Genomic DNA, 15,820 nt, shown 5'->3' on the forward strand with positions numbered 1-15,820 from the left:
GAAATTGATGACGACGCTGTTTGTCACGGGAGGCGCGGGCTTCATTGGCGCCAATTTCGTACTTCAAGCCATCGCGGCAGGATCGCGGGTGGTCAACCTGGACAAACTGACCTACGCCGGGAATCTCGACACCCTGCACTCGCTTCAGGGCAACGGGCGGCATACGTTCATACAAGGGGATATCGGTGACCGGACCCTCGTAACCCGCCTGCTGCGGGAACATCAGCCGACCGTCATCGTCAACTTTGCCGCCGAGTCCCATGTGGATCGCTCCATCGACGGTCCGGCCGCCTTCGTCGAGACTAATGTGGTCGGGACCCTCGGGCTACTCGAATGTGCCCGCGATTACTGGCGAGCCCTTGCCGAAGATGCCCGCCCCGCCTTTCGGTTCCTCCATGTATCCACCGACGAGGTCTACGGCTCGCTTGGCGCCGACGGCAAGTTCACAGAACAAACGCCCTATGCTCCCAACTCCCCGTACTCAGCGTCCAAGGCTGCATCTGACCATTTGGTTCGTGCCTTCCACCATACCTACGGCCTGCCAACGCTGACGACCAACTGCTCCAATAACTACGGGCCGTTCCAGTTCCCAGAAAAGTTGATTCCGCTGGTGATCCAAAAAGCCCTGGCCGGCGAACCCCTGCCGGTCTATGGCGATGGGTTGAACATTCGCGACTGGCTATTCGTCGGTGACCATTGCAGCGCCATCAGCCGCGTGCTGGAAGCCGGCCGCATCGGCGAGACGTACAACGTCGGCGGTAACGCGGAGCGTGAAAACATCACCGTGGTCAAGGCCATTTGCAGCCTGCTCGACGTGCACCGCCCACTGGCCGACGGTCGCCCACGCGAATCGCTCATCACCTACGTCAGGGACCGCCCCGGCCACGACCGGCGCTATGCCATCGATTCCAGCAAACTGCAGAGTGAACTGGGCTGGAAGCCGACGCAGACGTTTGAAAGTGGCATCGCCGCTACCGTGGACTGGTATCTGAGCAACCAGCCGTGGGTCGGCCGCGTGCTGGACGGCAGCTACCGCATGGAGAGGCTGGGCTCATGAGCACCACGAAAGGCATCATCCTGGCGGGAGGCTCCGGCACCCGGTTGTATCCAATCACGCAGGCCATCAGCAAGCAGCTGCTGCCGGTCTATGACAAGCCGATGATCTATTACCCCTTGGCCACGCTGATGCTGGCCGGGATTCGCGACGTGCTGGTGATCAACACGCCGCACGAACAAGCCCTGTTCCAGCGGTTGCTGGGGGACGGCAGCCAATGGGGCATCAACATCACTTATGCTGTACAGCCATCTCCAGATGGCCTCGCTCAGGCCTTTGTCATAGGCAGAGATTTTGTCGGCAACAACGGTAGTTGCCTGGTCCTCGGTGACAACATCTTCTACGGCGTTGGGCTCACCGAACGCATGAAGCGTGCTGCGGCCCGTGAACAAGGGGCCACGGTGTTTGGCTATTGGGTAAAGGACCCCGAGCGTTACGGCGTGGCCGAATTCGATGGCAACGGCAAGGTTGTCGGCCTGGAAGAAAAGCCCGCCATGCCCAAGTCGCACTATGCCGTGACGGGACTGTACTTCTATGACAATCGGGCACCTGAATTTGCCAGGAATTTGAAGCCATCGCCGCGCGGCGAGCTGGAGATCACCGACCTCAACCGTTGCTACCTCAACGACGATTCGCTGCATCTTGAGCAGTTGGGCCGCGGCTATGCGTGGCTTGATACAGGCACGCATGAGTCCCTGATGGAAGCTGGCGATTACATCCAGACTATTGAGAACCGCCAGGGCCTCAAGGTCTGCTGCCCGGAAGAAGTCGCCTACGTCAACAAGTGGATCGATGCCGAACAAATGCTGCGACTTGCCGCGCCACTCGCCAAGACGGGCTACGGACAATACCTCCAGAATCTGGTCAAGCAGGGTTACGTCGGATGAAATTCATCGAAACGTCCCTGCCAGGCTGTGTCGTAATCGAACCACAAGTGTTTGGTGACTCGCGTGGCTTCTTCTACGAGAGCTACAACGAAGCGAAGTATCGCGAAGCGCGCATTGTCAGAAAGTTTGTGCAATCGAATGTGTCCCGCTCGGCACGCGGCGTGCTGCGCGGCCTGCATTACCAATGGCCTCAACCACAGGGCAAGCTCGTCAGCGTCCTGGAGGGGGAAGTCTACGACGTGGCCGTGGATATTCGACGCGGATCGCCAACTTTCGGACAGTGGACCGGCGTAATGCTCACCGCGGAGAACCATCGGCATTTCTGGATTCCCGAGGGCTTCGCCCACGGCTTCTGTGTGCTTTCCGAGTTCGCGACATTCTCTTACCAATGCACGGACCTCTACGACGCGAAAGCGGACGGCAGTGTCCGCTGGAACGACGCTGCCATTGGCATCGATTGGCCGATTGGCGAACCACTGCTATCGGACAAAGATCGCAACGCGCCTGCGCTCGCTGAAGTACCGCAGGATCGCCTGCCGGAGTACCGTCCTTGAAGATCCTGTTGCTGGGAGCCAACGGCCAGCTTGGCCGCACATTTCTGGGCCACGGCGGCCTGGCAGCACGCGGCAAGGTTGTGGCCGCCAGCCGTGACGGCAGCCTGGTCGATGGCTGCCGCGGCATGGTCGCCGATCTTTCGGCCCCGGAAACGCTCCAAGCGTTACTGAACAGCGAACACCCGGACGTCATTGTCAACGCCGCCGCCTATACCGCCGTCGATCGCGCGGAACAGGAAGAGGCGTTGGCCACACGCATCAATGCCGAGGCTGTTGGCGAGCTGGCCCGCTGGGCTCATGCGCATGGCGCACTGCTGGTCCACTATTCAACCGACTATGTGTTTGCGGGCGACGCCAGCCAGCCCTATGACGAAGATGCCGCTGTAGCACCTACGGGTGCCTATGGCCGCAGCAAGCTGGCCGGCGAAGAGGCCTTGGCTGCGAGCGGTGCCCCGCACTTCAATTTCCGTACTGCCTGGGTCTACTCCCCGGTAGGCCATAACTTCCTACGTACGATGTTGCGCCTTGGCGGCGAGCGCGACGAACTGCGAGTGGTAGCGGACCAGGTCGGCAGCCCCACGGATACGTCGCTGATCGTCGAGGGCACGCTGGCCGCCATCGACCGCTGGCAGAGTGCCGATGCAAACGGCCGCAAGGCGCTGGAAGGGACTTACCATCTGACCGCCAGCGGCCAGACCAGCTGGCATGGATTCGCTACAGCGCTCCTCCAGCAGGCTGCACAAAGGGGCCTGCTGGCGAGGGCGCCGGTGGTTCATGCAATTCGCACCAGCGAGTACCCAACGCCGGCCCGGCGCCCAGCCTATTCAGTGCTCGACAACTCCCGCTTTGGGCGTACGTTTGGCTATGCCCTGCCCGACTGGCGGGCAGGCCTGGAACGTACGCTCGATGCGGTCATCCACTCCCACGGCTGAGACGCCATGCTCATCCCACTTATCCTCAGCGGGGGCAGCGGCACCAGGCTATGGCCCATTTCCCGCAAGAATCTTCCCAAGCAGTTCCTGTCCCTCACGGGCAACGAGACGCTTTTCCAGCAGACGACTCAGCGTTCCATGGGCCTGGAGGAAGTGGCGGCCCCCATCGTCGTTGCCAGCGACGGCCACCGCTTCCTGGCCGCCGAGCAGCTTCAGGAGCTGAAGATCGAAGGGGCCAGCATCCTGCTGGAACCCATGGCCCGCAATACGGCGCCAGCGATCGCTGTCGGTGCGATGCAGGCCATGGCCCGCAACACCGATGCCATCATTCTCGTGCTTCCGGCTGACCATCTGATCGGTGACAACGAATCGTTCCGCACCGCCGTAGCCAAGGCGCTCCCGCTGGCCGAAATGGGCTGGCTGGTGACATTTGGCATTCGTCCGGACCGCCCGGAAACCGGCTTTGGCTATATCCGCCGAGGCGAGCCATTGGAGAACGCGGCCTTCCAGGTCGCGCAGTTCGTGGAAAAGCCCAAGCTGGACGTCGCCACGCACTACTTGGCCAGCGGCGAGTATGACTGGAACTCGGGCATGTTCATGTTCCGCGCTTCACGTTATCTGGAAGAGCTCGGCCTGCACGCGCCAGCCATGCTACAGGCGGCGCAGGCGGCCTTCGACAAGGCAATCGCCGATCTAGATTTTGTCCGCCTCGATGCGGAAGCGTTCTCCTCGGCCCCTAACGTTTCCATTGACTATGCCGTGATGGAAAAAACCACCCGCGCCGCCCTCGTGCCGGTAAGCTGCGAGTGGTCGGATATCGGCTCATGGGACGCGCTTTGGCTTGCAGCAGACAAAGATGTCAATGGCAATCACCTTGAGGGTGACGTGATTGCAATGGACACCAAGGGCTCCCTCATCCGGTCGCACGACCGGCATCTCGTAGCCACGGTGGGGCTGGAGGACATCATCGTCGTCACCACGCCGGACGCCACGCTTGTCGCACGACGAGACGCCTCGCAAGACGTCAAGAAGATCGTGGAAGAGTTGAAGTCCGCTGGACGTACCGAGCACGACCTGCACCGGGCGGTTCGCCGCCCATGGGGCATGTTTGACTCGTTGGAAAGCGGTGACCGCTTCCAGGTCAAGCGCATTGTCGTGAAGCCCGGCGCTTCGCTAAGCTTGCAAATGCACCATCACCGCGCCGAGCACTGGATCGTCGTCAAGGGCGTCGCGGAAGTCACGTGTGATGACAAGGTGTTCCTGCTGGCAGAAAACCAGAGCACCTATTTGCCTTTGGGCAGCAAGCACCGGCTGCGAAATCCAGGCAAGGTGCCTGTCGAGCTCATTGAAGTACAGTCAGGCAGCTACCTCGGCGAAGACGACATCGTTCGCTTCGACGACGTCTACGGACGCGCATAAGAGCGTTACCCTCATCGCCAGCCGGGTTCGCTGCAAAGTACGTCCCGTCAACTCGCCATTGCTTGAGAGTGGAATGAAAAGGGCCCCATGTGGGCCCTTGTTCATTGCTGGATCAAGGCGGATAGCTCACGGGTCTTCGCCCTCATCAATTCGGCATCCCCACGCGACTCCACATTAAGGCGCAGCAACGGCTCCGTATTGGATGAGCGAAGATTGAACCGCCAAACGCCAAGATCGGCACTTATGCCGTCGATGTGTTCGATGGATGGATTCTGCCCGGCGAAATGTTCCAACACCTTTGCGACAGCGGCCCTTGCATCTTCCACCACGAAGTTGATCTCGCCGCTGCACGGATAGGCGGCCATGCGCTCGGCCAGCATGTCGGCCAGGCTGACAGCGGTCTTGGAGATTCGCTCGGCGATCAGCAACCAGGGAATCATGCCCGAGTCACAATAGGCGAATTCACGAAAGTAGTGGTGGGCACTCATCTCGCCGCCATACACGGCGTTCTCGGCCCGCATCCGCTCCTTGATGAAAGCATGGCCAGTCTTGCTCTCGATAGGCACGCCTCCGGCCAGCCTGACCATCTCGATGGTGTTCCAAATCAGCCGCGGATCGTGAATGACTTTGGCGCCCGGGTGCTTGTGTAGCAACTGAGCGGCAAGTAGACCAACAATGTAGTAGCCCTCGATGAACTCACCCTGCGCATCGAACAGGAAACAACGGTCGAAGTCTCCGTCCCATGCAACACCGAAGTCCGCGCCATGCCTGCGAACAGCATCAGCCGTGGCGGCCCGGTTCTCCGGCAACAGTGGATTCGGAATGCCGTTGGGAAAGCTGCCGTCTGGTTCGTGATGAATACGGATGAATTCCAGCGGCAGGTTCGCCGCCAGCAGGTCAATTACCCCACCGGCGGCACCGTTACCGGCATTGGCCACGATCTTGAGGGGCCGCATGGCTTCAGCGTCAATGTATCCGAGCAGATGGCGGATATAGGCTGATTTATCGTGGTTGTGAGTTATCTTGCCGCACGCGGTCGATATCGGACCAAACTCATTTCGCTCGACCATGCTCTCAATGTCGCGCAGCCCGGTATCACCACTGATGGGTCGCGCGCCCTCGCGGACCAACTTCATGCCGTTGTAGTCGATGGGATTGTGGCTTGCGGTCACCATGATGCCCCCGGCCACCTGCCGGTGAAACGTGTGGAAATAGACCTCCTCCGTGCCACACAAGCCAATATCGATGACGTCGCGCCCTTCGTCGATCAGTCCACGGATGACGGACTTCGCCAATGCCGGGCTGTCACGACGGATGTCGAAACCGACGACGACGGCACCTGTACCCACTGTGCGCGCAAACGCCCGTCCCAACCGATAGGCAATGTCTTCGTTGAGTTCATCGGGCACGCGGCCACGGATGTCGTAAGCCTTGAAGCACTTCATGAGCAGTCGTCGCAACGAAGGGGCGTGGGATTCTATAGCCTTGGTCGCCCAACTACGCCAGAACGCGGCCTTCTTGATCGCAAAGATTAAAGTCGGTAACGCATTAATTAATACAATCAATGCGTTACAAAACCAGGCTGGCGGGAAAAATCAGTAGCCCGTGCTCTGCTGACGCCTCGTTCAGGGGAAATTGGGAACAAAGTCTGTGTTGCCCGAGGCAATCCGACCTGGTCCCATTCCCGTCCGCCCTGCGTTCAGCCGTTACCCGTCCGTTGCGCACTTGCAGAATGCCTAAGCACTTGCAGAGTGCCATCGACCTTCTACGTTGCCGCCCTGCACATAGCCGGTACATCGGTATTTTGATCTTCCGTTATGAATTTGGTGGTCACCGATCAGCTCGCTTGGCACGCAGTGCGGCGGCGAGTTCCGCTTTGAGCTTCGCGCGCACAGTCGTCATGGCACGCCCTGGTTGCTCTTTTGGTCCCTGAGGCAGGGTGCCGCCCCCAAGATCGTCCGCGACCGACTGAAGGTTCGCTGGATTCGCGGCATCCTGGTCGAGGACTGGATTCAAATCAAACCACGCTCGAATAAAGAGCTCCTGATCGAGCGTATCAATGGCCCCGGTTCGACGTCCCCCCGCTTTTGGGTAGCACGGCGATTTGGAGTCCAATCCCCCAACTGACGGAGATTGGACGTGAAGAAGCGTTTTTCCGAAGAGCAGATCATCGGCTTCCTACGAGAGGCCGAAGCCGGCGTGGCGGTAAAGGACCTGTGCCGCAAGCACGGTTTCAGCGAAGCCTCGTACTACCTGTGGCGCAGCAAGTTCGGTGGCATGACGGTGCCTGAAGCCAGGCGGCTGAAGGAACTGGAGGCCGAGAACACGCGGCTGAAGAAGCTGCCGGCCGAGTCGATGCTGGAAATTGAGATCACCTGCGAGGCGCTGCGAAAAAAGTGGTGACCGCACCAGCACGACGGCTGCTGGTGCGGCAGATGACGAGCCAAGGACTGAGCGAGCGCCGTGCGCTGACGGTGGTGCGCAGGAGTGCCAGTGCGTATCGCTACGAGACGCGCCCGGACCGCAACATGGCGCTTCGGCAACGGATCATGGCCTTGGCGCAGCGACACAAGCGCTACGGCGTGGGAATGATCTACCTGAAGCTGCGGCAGGAGGGGCTGCTGGTGAACTACAAGCGTGTGGAGCGGCTGTATCAGGACGCGAAGCTGCAGGTGCGCCGGCGCAAACGCAAGAAGGTGCCTGCGGGCGAACGGCAGCCCCTGTTCCGACCGACGGCACCCAACGAGGTCTGGTCGATGGACTTCGTGTTCGATCGGACCGCCGAGGGCCGCGTCATCAAATGCCTGACGGTTGTCGATGACGCCACCCACGAAGCGGTCGTCATCGAGGTCGAGCGGGCAATCTCCGGCACGGGTGTGACGCGTGTGCTGGATCGCCTGGCGCTCAGCCGTGGCCTACCCAAGGTGATTCGCAGCGACAACGGCAAGGAGTTCTGCGGCAGAGCCATGGTCACCTGGGCGCATGAACGTGGTGTGCAGCTTCGTTTGATTGAACCCGGTAAGCCGAACCAGAACGCCTATATCGAATCGTTCAACGGCCGCTTTCGCGACGAATGCCTCAACGAGCACTGGTTCCCCAGTCTGCTTCACGCCCGCACGGAGATCGAATCATGGCGTCGGGAGTACAACGAGGAGCGACGCAAGAAGGCGTTGGGCGCGCTGACGCCCGCCGCCTACGCCGAGCAGCTAAAGTAACCCCGGGCTCCAATTCGTCCCGCTACTGAAAGCGGGGGGACGTCGCATCCATAGCATGACGCTGCTCAATTTAAGGCGCAGAAGATGCGAGAACCGCAACGGGCGAAATTAGAAGGTCTAGAGGACAAAATAACGTCAGTTACACGCCATACGGAATCTTCATCAGTGGACTTGGATATCCCCACGAATCGAAGGGAACCCGACCTGAGAGGACTTGACCGCATGTTGGATCAACTATTGTGCCCGCCACGATGCCCAGTTGGTCCAACTATTAACCAGTTGGACCAACTATTTCCAATTACCAATTCTGCCGTCACAGCTGCCAGCCCTTATTCCACCGTCACCGATTTGGCCAGGTTGCGCGGCTGGTCAACGTCGGTGCCGCGAAGTACGGCGACGTGGTAGGCGAGCAACTGCAGGGGGACGGTGAACACCGCCGGGGCGATGAAGTCGCCGCCGCCGTTGATGCGCAGCGTGACGCCGCGGGCGCCGTGGTTTTCCAGGCTGGCTTCGCCATCGGCGAACACCAGCAGTTCGCCGCCGCGGGCGCGGACTTCCTGCAGGTTGGACTTGAGCTTGTCCAGCAGGGGGCCGTTCGGGGCCACGGCGATCACCGGCATGTCCTCGTCCACCAGCGCCAGCGGGCCATGCTTGAGCTCGCCGGCCGGATAGGCCTCGGCGTGGATATAGGAGATTTCCTTGAGCTTGAGCGAGCCCTCCAGCGCCACCGGGTACTGCACGCCACGGCCGAGGAACAGCGCATGCTGGCGATGGATCAGGTGCTCGGCCAGGGCGATGACCTGGGGTTCGAGCTTGAGTGCGTTCTCGATAGCCCGCGGCATGTGCTGCAGCTGGGTGCACAGGTCGATATAGCGCCCCCGCTCGAGGCCCCGTTGCTGCGCCAGGTGCAGGGTCAGCAACGCAAGCGCCGCGAGCTGGGTGGTGAACGCCTTGGTGGAGGCGACGCCGATTTCCGGGCCGGCACGCGTCATCAGCTTGAGGTCGGCCTCACGCACCACTGAAGACTCGGGCACGTTGCAGATGGCCAGCGTGCCCAGGTAGCCGCGACGGCGCGACTCGCGCATCGCCGCCAGCGTGTCGGCGGTTTCGCCGGACTGGGAGATGGCCACGAACAGGGTGCCGTCGGGCACCACGGCTTCGCGATAGCGGTATTCGCTGGCCACTTCGACGCTCACCGGCAGGCGCGCGTGCTCCTCCAGCCAGTACTTGGCCACCAGGCCGGCGTGATAGCTGGTGCCGCAGGCGATGATGTGCACGCCGCGAACCCTGGTCAGCAGTTCGTCGCCGTCCACGCCGAAGATGCTGGGCAGCACGCCGTGCGGACCAATGCGTGCCTCCAGCGTCGCCGCGACCGCGTTGGGCTGCTCGAAGATTTCCTTCTGCATGTAGTGGCGGAATTCCCCGCGCTCCACTGCATCGGCCGAAAGCTCGCTTTCGTGGACGGATCGCTGGACGCGCTCGCCGTCGAGCGAGTAGATCGCCACGCTGTCGCGCGTGATGTCGGCGACATCGTCCTCGTCGAGGTAGATGATCTTGTTGGTGACCTGGATCAGCGCCTGCGCATCCGATCCCAGGAAATGCTCGCCGATACCCACGCCCACCAGCAGTGGCGCACCGTGGCGGGCGCCAACCACGCGGCCCGGCTCCTTGCTGCTCACCACGGCGATGGCATAGGCGCCTTCCAGTTCGCGCACCGTTGCCAGCACGGCTTCGCGCAGGCCCAGTCCCGATTCCATGTGTTCGTTGATCAGCGCGGCCATCACCTCGGTGTCCGTTTCCGACGTGAACTCGTGGCCGCGCGCCTGCAGGTCAGCACGCAAGGCGGCGTAGTTTTCGATGATGCCGTTGTGCACCAGCGCCACGCTGCCGGCCATGTGCGGATGGGCATTGGCCTCATTCGGCACGCCGTGGGTCGCCCAGCGCGTGTGGGCGATACCGGTGCTGCCGGGGAACGGATCGGCCAGGTACAGCGACTCCATCTCGCGCACCTTGCCCTTGGCGCGTACGCGATGGATCTCGCCGCGATCGAGCACGGCCAGTCCAGCGGAGTCATACCCGCGGTATTCCAGCGCCTTGAGTCCGACGATAAGCAGCGGCGCCACATCACGCTGGGCGGCGGCAGCAACGATTCCACACATAAGCTGTTACTCCTTCGAACTGGGCGCGAACCACTCGATCGCGGGCTGCGACTTTGGACGCGCGCAATTTCAACAAGCTTTCATGGCGAAGGATGGGCGACGTTCCATCGTTGGCACATCGCCCCACGCCGATCAATGCACCTTGCGTCGTAGGTAGTTCAGCAAATCGATCCGTGTGATGAGACCCAGGAACTGCTCGCCATCAACCACGATCGCGACATGCCCCCGGTCGAACACCGGCAGCAGCGACTCGATCGGCGAGCGCACGTCCAGCATCTGCAGGTTGGTGATCATTGCGGTGGCGACCGCGTCGCGGAACCTGGCTTCGTCCGCATGCACGTGCATCAGCACGTCCGATTCGTCGAGGATGCCGACCAGCTGATTGCCGTCCATCACCGGCAGCTGCGACACGTCGTACAGCTTCATGCGCGTGTACGCGGTCATCAGCAACTCCTTCGGCCCCACCACCACCGTGTCGCGCTGGGCGAACGGGCGCAGCAACAGGTCGCGCAGATCGCCATGCTGCTCGCGCTCGATGAAGCCGTTGTCGAGCATCCAGTAGTCGTTGTACATCTTCGACAGGTACTTGTTGCCGGTGTCGCATACCAGCGTCAGCACGCGCTTGGAGCTGGTCTGCTCGCGGCAGTAGCGCAACGCGGCGGCCAGCAGGGTGCCGGTGGAGGAACCGCCGAGGATGCCCTCCTTCGCCAGCAGTTCGCGCGCCGCCAGGAAGCTCTCCTTGTCGGGGATGGCGTAGGCCTTCTTCACGCGGGTGAAGTCACTGATGGTCGGCAGGAAATCCTCGCCGATGCCTTCCACCATCCAGCTGCCCGACTTGGTCGAGAGCGTGCCCTCGTTGATGTACTGGGCCAGGATCGAGCCGACCGGGTCGGCCAGCACGAATTCGGTGTTCGGCGAATGCTGGGCGAAGTACTTGGACAGGCCGCTCAGCGTGCCCGACGAGCCACAGCCCACGACGATGGCGTCGACCTTGCCGTCCAGCTGCTCGAGGATCTCGGGGCCGGTAGTGGCGATATGCGCCGCCGGGTTGTCCGGGTTGCCGAACTGGTTGATGAAGTAGGCGCCGGGCGTTTCACGAGCGATGCGCTCGGCCATGTCCTGGTAGTACTCGGGGTGCCCCTTGGCCACGTCCGAGCGGGTCAGCACGACCTCGGCGCCCATGGCCTTGAGGTTGAAGATCTTCTCCCGGCTCATCTTGTCCGGCACCACCAGGATCAGGCGGTAACCCTTCTGCTGCGCCACCAGGGCCAGGCCGAGGCCGGTGTTGCCGGCGGTGCCCTCGACCAGGGTGTCACCCGGTCGGATCTTGCCCGCCTTCTCCGCGCCTTCGATCATCGACAAGCCGATGCGGTCCTTGATCGAGCCGCCAGGGTTGGCGCTTTCCAGCTTGAGGAACAGCTCGCACGGTCCGACATCCAGGCGCTGCGCGCGTACCGTCGGGGTACGTCCGATCAGTTCGAGGACACTCTGGTGGACCGTCATGGGGACTCCTTGCTGTAAGCCCCGGGCGCATCGCGGCGACCGGAAGGGAGGTCGATCATAACCGAGCGGCGCTGACGGCTCCCCTGCCCCCAAAACGACGGCGGCCCCGGAAACCTTCCCTTGACGGGAGGCCCCGGGGCCGCGTTCATGCGAAACCTCGCAGGTTCAGTTGATGCGGTGCGCGCGACTGTCCCACATGCGCTGGAGGCGCTCCTTCGCGTGGAGTTTCTCCTTCTTCATGCCGGACAAGGTCATGTCATCGATGGGAAGCACGCCGATCTCGGCGTCGTGCACCTTGCTGTCGAGCTCCTGATGGTGCTGGTACAGCCGACGAAACTCCGCATCGGCCTTCATCAAAGCTTCGACATCATCACGCTGCTGGTTTTCAAACATGATCGAACCTCCTCTGGAGAGAACGGCAGGCGCCCGGGGAAGGCGACTGCTGACGATGAACATGCACACGTCCGCGATCCATGCCGTTTGACCGGGCCATGGAGCGCAATGAAGGGGAAGGATGAGTGCATGATTCAGGTCGGTGACCCAGGCGGCGGAGCTGCCCCCTGGAAGGCCGACGCTACTCCCGAGGAAAGGGTCATGCAAGCGTCACAAAAGGCCTGGGACGCCCGCGAACCGCGGTTGGCCGAAAGCTGCCGGAACAGTCTTTTGCACGATTCCAACAACGGCTTTCCGGGTCTTGAACAAAGCGTCCGGCGGGCCGCATGGCTGGGCGCCGAGGCCGGAAACGACGAAGGCCGGCGGGTGGAACCGGCCGGCCTTCGCGACGTGCTGAGTGCGACAAACTGCGCCAGGGTCGTTTACTTGCCCTGATCCTTCGACGCGCTGTCGGCAGCGGCGCCGGTATCGCCCTGCTGCATCTGGGTGCGCATCAGCTTGGCCGCCTGAGCCGCCAGCTCGGCCTGCTTCTTGGCCGCATTGGCCACCTTGGCCTGGGCTGCAGCCAGCTTCTTGGCCTGGGCGGCCTCGGCCTGGGCCTGGGCGGTCGCCTCGGCGCCTTCCGCGGCCTGACGGGCGGCCTCCTCCTGCGCCATCTGGTATTGCAGGCGCTGGCGCTCCAGCTCGCGGCGCGCCATATCCGCCTCGCGGCGGCTGCCGTCGAGCTGGATCTGGTCGTGCTCGCGGTCGAGCTTGTTGATCTGCAGCTGGGCCTGCTGCAGCTCGGCGGAGGCACGCGCCAGGTCGACGCGGCGCTCGGCCATGTAGAGCGCATGGGCGCGATCGCGCGAGCGGGCGTTGGCGAGCTGGTTCACGGCCTCACGGGCGCGCAGCTGCTCGGCCTGGGCGTTGCCGCCGAGCGCCGGATCGGCGGCGAGCTGATCCAGGCTGTTGTTGAGGCGCGCCACGTCCATGTCGTCCTTGGCGTGGACGACGCCGGCGGCAGCCACCGCCAGCAGCAGGAACGAAAGTCGGTAGGTCAAGGATTTCATGGGTGGCCTCCCTGGTCAGTGGTCGACTGGGGCGGGTTCTGGGGAATGGTCTGGAAGCCCTGACCCTGGGGAATCGGCTCACCCAGGGCCGAGCTCGGCGGAGCCGGCATGTCGGTGGTCTGCTGCGGGGGCTGGCCGGCGTTCTGCCCCTGGTCCTGCTGTTGCTGGTCAGCCAGCGACTGGTCGATCTGGTCGCGCAACTGCTGGTTGGCTGACGTCTTGTTCTGGATCTGGGTGCGGGCCGTACCCAGGCGGGCCTTGGCGCGCGCCAGTTCGGCGCTCGCCCGCGCCTCTTCGGCCAACTGGGCCGCGACGTCGTAGTCGCGCTTGGCCATGGCGCTCTGGGCCTGCTGGAACTTGTCCTGGGCGTTGCCCAGGTCAATCGGGTCGTATACGGCGGCATCGGCGTCGCGGGCCGCCTGTAGCTGTACCTGCGCCTGGTTCATGGCCCCGTCCGGCGGCGGGGTGGAGGCGCAGCTGGAAAGCGCCAGCGTCGCCGCCAGCATCAGGGTCGAAACCGCTACCTGGCCAGCCCTACGGCGGCCTGACAGCGGGAAAAAGGTGTGCACCATCACTCAGTCCTCTCGGAGTGTCACAGCGTATTGTGGGCGGGCATAATCGACTTTAGCAATGCGCGCGAAATTAGGGGATTCGAGTGGACATTGGTTACTTCCTCAAGCTAATGGTTGACAAGGGCGCGTCGGATATGTTCCTGACGACGGGCGCCCCTGTGAACATCAAAGTCGAGGGCAAGCTTTACCCACTGGGCAATACCGGCCTGCCGAGCGGCATGGTCAAGAAGATTGCCTACTCGCTGATGGACGAGGGCCAGGTACCGCAGTTCGAACGCGACCTGGAACTGAACATGGCGCTGGCGGTGAAGGAAGCCGGCCGCTTCCGCATCAACGTGTTCAAGCAGCGCGGCGAGGTGGGCATGGTGATCCGCGCGATCAAGAGCGAGATCCCCAGCATCGACCAGCTGCAGCTGCCGACCATCTTCCGCGAGCTGATCATGGAGCCGCGCGGACTGATCCTGGTGGTGGGCGCCACCGGCTCGGGCAAGTCGACCACCCTGGCGGCGATGATCGACCACCGCAACCAGAACTCCTCGGGCCATATCCTCACCATCGAGGACCCGATCGAATACCTGCACCGCCACAAGAAGTCGATCGTGAACCAGCGCGAAGTCGGCCTGGACACGCACAGCTACCACGAGGCCCTGCGCAACGCGATGCGCGAGGCGCCCGACGTGATCATGATCGGTGAGATCCGCGACACCGACACGATGGAAGCGGCGATCGCGTTCTCCGAAACCGGCCATCTCTGCCTGGCCACCCTGCATTCCAACAACGCCGACCAGACGCTGGAGCGCATCCTCAACTTCTTCCCGGAATCGGCGCACAAGAACGTGCTGATGAACCTCGCGCTCAACCTGCGCGCGGTGATCAGCCAGCGCCTGGTGATCGGCAAGGACGGCCGCCGCCTGCCAGCGGTGGAAGTGCTGCTCAACACGCCGCTGATCCGCGACATGATCCGCCGTGGCCAGGTGCACGACGTCAAGGAAGCGATGGACCGCAGCCTGCAGGAAGGCATGCAGACCTTCGACCAGTCGCTGTACCGCCTGTACAAGGAAGGCCGCATCGAGCTGGACGAAGCGCTCAACAAGGCCGACTCGCGCGACGGCCTGGCGCTCAAGATCCGCCTGTCCGAGGGCGGCAACACGGAAAGCATGGAACTGGCGGGCAACGACCCGTACGGGCTCGGGTTTTAAGGGCCTGAAGTGACGATGGAGTAGTGAGAAACGAGAGAAGGCACGGCCCGCCTCTCACTTCTCACTCCTCTCCACTCACTCCTCAGCTTCCCTTGGGTGCATCCGGCTGCGCCTCCGGCACGGCCCGCTGGAAGGCGTCCAGCGCCTGGCAGGCCTCATGGATGCGGCGGATGGTCGGGTAATCGTCCATGGGCATCTTCCAGCGCACGGCGTTGTAGACCTGCGGCACGAGGCAGGCGTCGGCCATGCTCGGGCTGTCGCCGTGGCAGAAGCGACCGGTGGCCACGTTGCCGGCCAACATGGTTTCCAGCGCCTGCAGGCCCAGGCCGATCCAATGCCTGGACCACACGCCCTTGGCCGCATCGTCGGCGCCGAACTGCGTCACCAGGTGCTGCAGCACGCGCAAGTTGCCCAGCGGATGGATGTCGCAGCCGACCACCTGGGCCAGCGCGCGCACCCGCGCCCGGCCGGCCGGGTCGGCCGGGAGCAGTGCCGGAGTCGGCCGGGTTTCATCCAGGTACTCCATGATGGCCATGGACTGGGTGAGCACGCGGCCCTGGTCGACCAGGCAAGGCACCAGCTCCTGGGGATTCAACGCCTGGAACTCCGGCGCATGCTGCTCGCCACCGTTGTTGATCAGGTGCACCGGCCGCGACTCGTAATCCAGTCCCTTGAGATTGAGGGCAATGCGCACGCGATAAGCGGCGCTGGAACGCCAGTAGCCGTACAACACCAGATCCTGGCCCATGGCCGTGTCCTCCGGGGGAAATATCAGCCTCCTAGGATACCTGCGCGCCGGTTTGCATCGCTGCGTACCGGGCGGGACAATACGCGGCTTGCGCCGAATGGCGCCCCATCCACGAATCCAAGCCAGGGAGTTC

At 62.8% G+C, this 15,820-nt stretch carries 16 protein-coding genes; 9 read left to right on the plus strand and 7 right to left on the minus strand.

Going from position 1 to position 15,820, the window contains the following annotated elements; all coding sequences use genetic code 11:
- The first annotated feature begins 7 nt into the window (after positions 1 to 7).
- From rfbB to DVT68_RS06530, 5 genes are read left to right on the plus strand one after another with little or no spacing between them, the layout of a single operon-like run.
- Positions 8 to 1,057 carry a dTDP-glucose 4,6-dehydratase gene (rfbB, locus tag DVT68_RS06510; protein ID WP_114824168.1) on the plus strand — a complete coding sequence of 350 codons (1,050 nt, stop codon included), beginning with the start codon at positions 8 to 10 and terminating at the stop codon, positions 1,055 to 1,057.
- Positions 1,054 to 1,941 carry a glucose-1-phosphate thymidylyltransferase RfbA gene (gene rfbA / locus DVT68_RS06515; RefSeq protein WP_114824169.1) on the plus strand — a complete coding sequence of 296 codons (888 nt, stop codon included), beginning with the start codon at positions 1,054 to 1,056 and terminating at the stop codon, positions 1,939 to 1,941. Before rfbB ends, rfbA begins: the two co-directional genes overlap by 4 nt.
- Entirely contained in the window at positions 1,938 to 2,495 is a 558-nt protein-coding gene (rfbC, locus tag DVT68_RS06520; RefSeq protein WP_114824170.1) for a dTDP-4-dehydrorhamnose 3,5-epimerase, read from the plus strand. The genes rfbA and rfbC overlap by 4 nt, the downstream gene beginning before the upstream one ends.
- Positions 2,492 to 3,427, plus strand: coding sequence for a dTDP-4-dehydrorhamnose reductase (gene rfbD / locus DVT68_RS06525; RefSeq protein WP_114824171.1), 936 nt, complete (start codon positions 2,492 to 2,494; stop codon positions 3,425 to 3,427). The genes rfbC and rfbD overlap by 4 nt, the downstream gene beginning before the upstream one ends.
- A gap of 6 nt (positions 3,428 to 3,433) precedes the next feature.
- On the plus strand, positions 3,434 to 4,846 hold the full coding sequence (locus DVT68_RS06530) for a mannose-1-phosphate guanylyltransferase/mannose-6-phosphate isomerase (protein ID WP_114824172.1): 1,413 nt from the start codon (positions 3,434 to 3,436) through the stop codon (positions 4,844 to 4,846).
- 101 nt (positions 4,847 to 4,947) lie between these two features.
- Here the strand turns inward: DVT68_RS06530 and DVT68_RS06535 are convergent, their stop codons facing one another.
- Positions 4,948 to 6,291 (minus strand): phosphohexomutase domain-containing protein, encoded by a 1,344-nt coding sequence (locus DVT68_RS06535; protein WP_199535965.1) that lies wholly within the window; start codon positions 6,289 to 6,291, stop codon positions 4,948 to 4,950.
- Between DVT68_RS06535 and DVT68_RS20530 the strand changes: the two genes are divergently transcribed.
- Together DVT68_RS20530 and DVT68_RS06540 are read left to right on the plus strand one after the other, a co-directional pair.
- Entirely contained in the window at positions 6,290 to 6,448 is a 159-nt protein-coding gene (locus DVT68_RS20530; protein ID WP_199535966.1) for a hypothetical protein, read from the plus strand. The two genes, DVT68_RS06535 and DVT68_RS20530, sit on opposite strands and share 2 nt — an antisense overlap.
- A gap of 537 nt (positions 6,449 to 6,985) precedes the next feature.
- Positions 6,986 to 8,061, plus strand: a protein-coding gene (locus tag DVT68_RS06540) for an IS3 family transposase (RefSeq protein ID WP_425477442.1) whose coding sequence is annotated in 2 segments (ribosomal slippage) — positions 6,986 to 7,244 and positions 7,244 to 8,061 — 1,077 coding nt in all. Because the reading frame shifts where the segments join, the coding sequence is not laid out codon by codon here.
- A gap of 329 nt (positions 8,062 to 8,390) precedes the next feature.
- Here DVT68_RS06540 and glmS read toward each other — a convergent pair.
- From glmS to DVT68_RS06555, 3 genes are all read right to left on the minus strand, one after another.
- The gene (gene glmS / locus DVT68_RS06545) at positions 8,391 to 10,220 is read right to left on the minus strand and encodes a glutamine--fructose-6-phosphate transaminase (isomerizing) (protein ID WP_114824174.1); all 1,830 of its coding nucleotides are present in this window, start codon (positions 10,218 to 10,220) and stop codon (positions 8,391 to 8,393) included.
- A gap of 132 nt (positions 10,221 to 10,352) precedes the next feature.
- Entirely contained in the window at positions 10,353 to 11,723 is a 1,371-nt protein-coding gene (locus DVT68_RS06550; RefSeq protein ID WP_114824175.1) for a pyridoxal-phosphate dependent enzyme, read from the minus strand.
- Positions 11,724 to 11,888: 165 nt separating this feature from the next.
- Positions 11,889 to 12,116, minus strand: a complete 228-nt coding sequence (locus DVT68_RS06555) for an HP1242/YdcH family protein (RefSeq protein WP_114824176.1) — start codon at positions 12,114 to 12,116, stop codon at positions 11,889 to 11,891.
- A gap of 201 nt (positions 12,117 to 12,317) precedes the next feature.
- On the opposite strand from DVT68_RS06555, the gene DVT68_RS06560 reads away from it, so the two are divergent.
- Positions 12,318 to 12,551: a hypothetical protein gene (locus DVT68_RS06560; RefSeq protein WP_147281678.1), complete on the plus strand. Its 234-nt coding sequence runs from the start codon at positions 12,318 to 12,320 to the stop codon at positions 12,549 to 12,551.
- Here DVT68_RS06560 and DVT68_RS06565 read toward each other — a convergent pair.
- Positions 12,539 to 13,168, minus strand: a complete 630-nt coding sequence (locus tag DVT68_RS06565; RefSeq protein WP_114824178.1) for a hypothetical protein — start codon at positions 13,166 to 13,168, stop codon at positions 12,539 to 12,541. The genes DVT68_RS06560 and DVT68_RS06565 overlap by 13 nt on opposite strands.
- On the minus strand, positions 13,165 to 13,740 hold the full coding sequence (locus tag DVT68_RS06570; protein ID WP_114824179.1) for a DUF4398 domain-containing protein: 576 nt from the start codon (positions 13,738 to 13,740) through the stop codon (positions 13,165 to 13,167). The genes DVT68_RS06565 and DVT68_RS06570 overlap by 4 nt, the downstream gene beginning before the upstream one ends.
- Before the next feature lie 83 nt (positions 13,741 to 13,823).
- On the opposite strand from DVT68_RS06570, the gene DVT68_RS06575 reads away from it, so the two are divergent.
- Positions 13,824 to 14,939: a PilT/PilU family type 4a pilus ATPase gene (locus DVT68_RS06575; RefSeq protein ID WP_199535967.1), complete on the plus strand. Its 1,116-nt coding sequence runs from the start codon at positions 13,824 to 13,826 to the stop codon at positions 14,937 to 14,939.
- An 82-nt stretch (positions 14,940 to 15,021) separates the two neighbouring features.
- Here the strand turns inward: DVT68_RS06575 and maiA are convergent, their stop codons facing one another.
- On the minus strand, positions 15,022 to 15,687 hold the full coding sequence (maiA, locus tag DVT68_RS06580) for a maleylacetoacetate isomerase (RefSeq protein WP_199535968.1): 666 nt from the start codon (positions 15,685 to 15,687) through the stop codon (positions 15,022 to 15,024).
- Between the last annotated feature and the right edge of the window lie 133 nt (positions 15,688 to 15,820).

Origin of the sequence: Dyella solisilvae, from assembly GCF_003351225.1 — a bacterium.
GTDB lineage: Bacteria > Pseudomonadota > Gammaproteobacteria > Xanthomonadales > Rhodanobacteraceae > Dyella > Dyella solisilvae.

Coding starts and splice junctions, on each gene's coding strand:
- rfbB (WP_114824168.1), top strand. CDS start 8: ATGACGACGCTGTTTGTCACGGGAGGCGCGGGCTTCATTGGCGCCAAT.
- rfbA (WP_114824169.1), top strand. CDS start 1,054: ATGAGCACCACGAAAGGCATCATCCTGGCGGGAGGCTCCGGCACCCGG.
- rfbC (WP_114824170.1), top strand. CDS start 1,938: ATGAAATTCATCGAAACGTCCCTGCCAGGCTGTGTCGTAATCGAACCA.
- DVT68_RS06530 (WP_114824172.1), top strand. CDS start 3,434: ATGCTCATCCCACTTATCCTCAGCGGGGGCAGCGGCACCAGGCTATGG.
- DVT68_RS20530 (WP_199535966.1), top strand. CDS start 6,290: ATGAGCAGTCGTCGCAACGAAGGGGCGTGGGATTCTATAGCCTTGGTC.
- DVT68_RS06535 (WP_199535965.1), bottom strand. CDS start 6,291: ATGAAGTGCTTCAAGGCTTACGACATCCGTGGCCGCGTGCCCGATGAA.
- glmS (WP_114824174.1), bottom strand. CDS start 10,220: ATGTGTGGAATCGTTGCTGCCGCCGCCCAGCGTGATGTGGCGCCGCTG.
- DVT68_RS06550 (WP_114824175.1), bottom strand. CDS start 11,723: ATGACGGTCCACCAGAGTGTCCTCGAACTGATCGGACGTACCCCGACG.
- DVT68_RS06555 (WP_114824176.1), bottom strand. CDS start 12,116: ATGTTTGAAAACCAGCAGCGTGATGATGTCGAAGCTTTGATGAAGGCC.
- DVT68_RS06560 (WP_147281678.1), top strand. CDS start 12,318: ATGCAAGCGTCACAAAAGGCCTGGGACGCCCGCGAACCGCGGTTGGCC.
- DVT68_RS06565 (WP_114824178.1), bottom strand. CDS start 13,168: ATGAAATCCTTGACCTACCGACTTTCGTTCCTGCTGCTGGCGGTGGCT.
- DVT68_RS06570 (WP_114824179.1), bottom strand. CDS start 13,740: ATGGTGCACACCTTTTTCCCGCTGTCAGGCCGCCGTAGGGCTGGCCAG.
- maiA (WP_199535968.1), bottom strand. CDS start 15,687: ATGGGCCAGGATCTGGTGTTGTACGGCTACTGGCGTTCCAGCGCCGCT.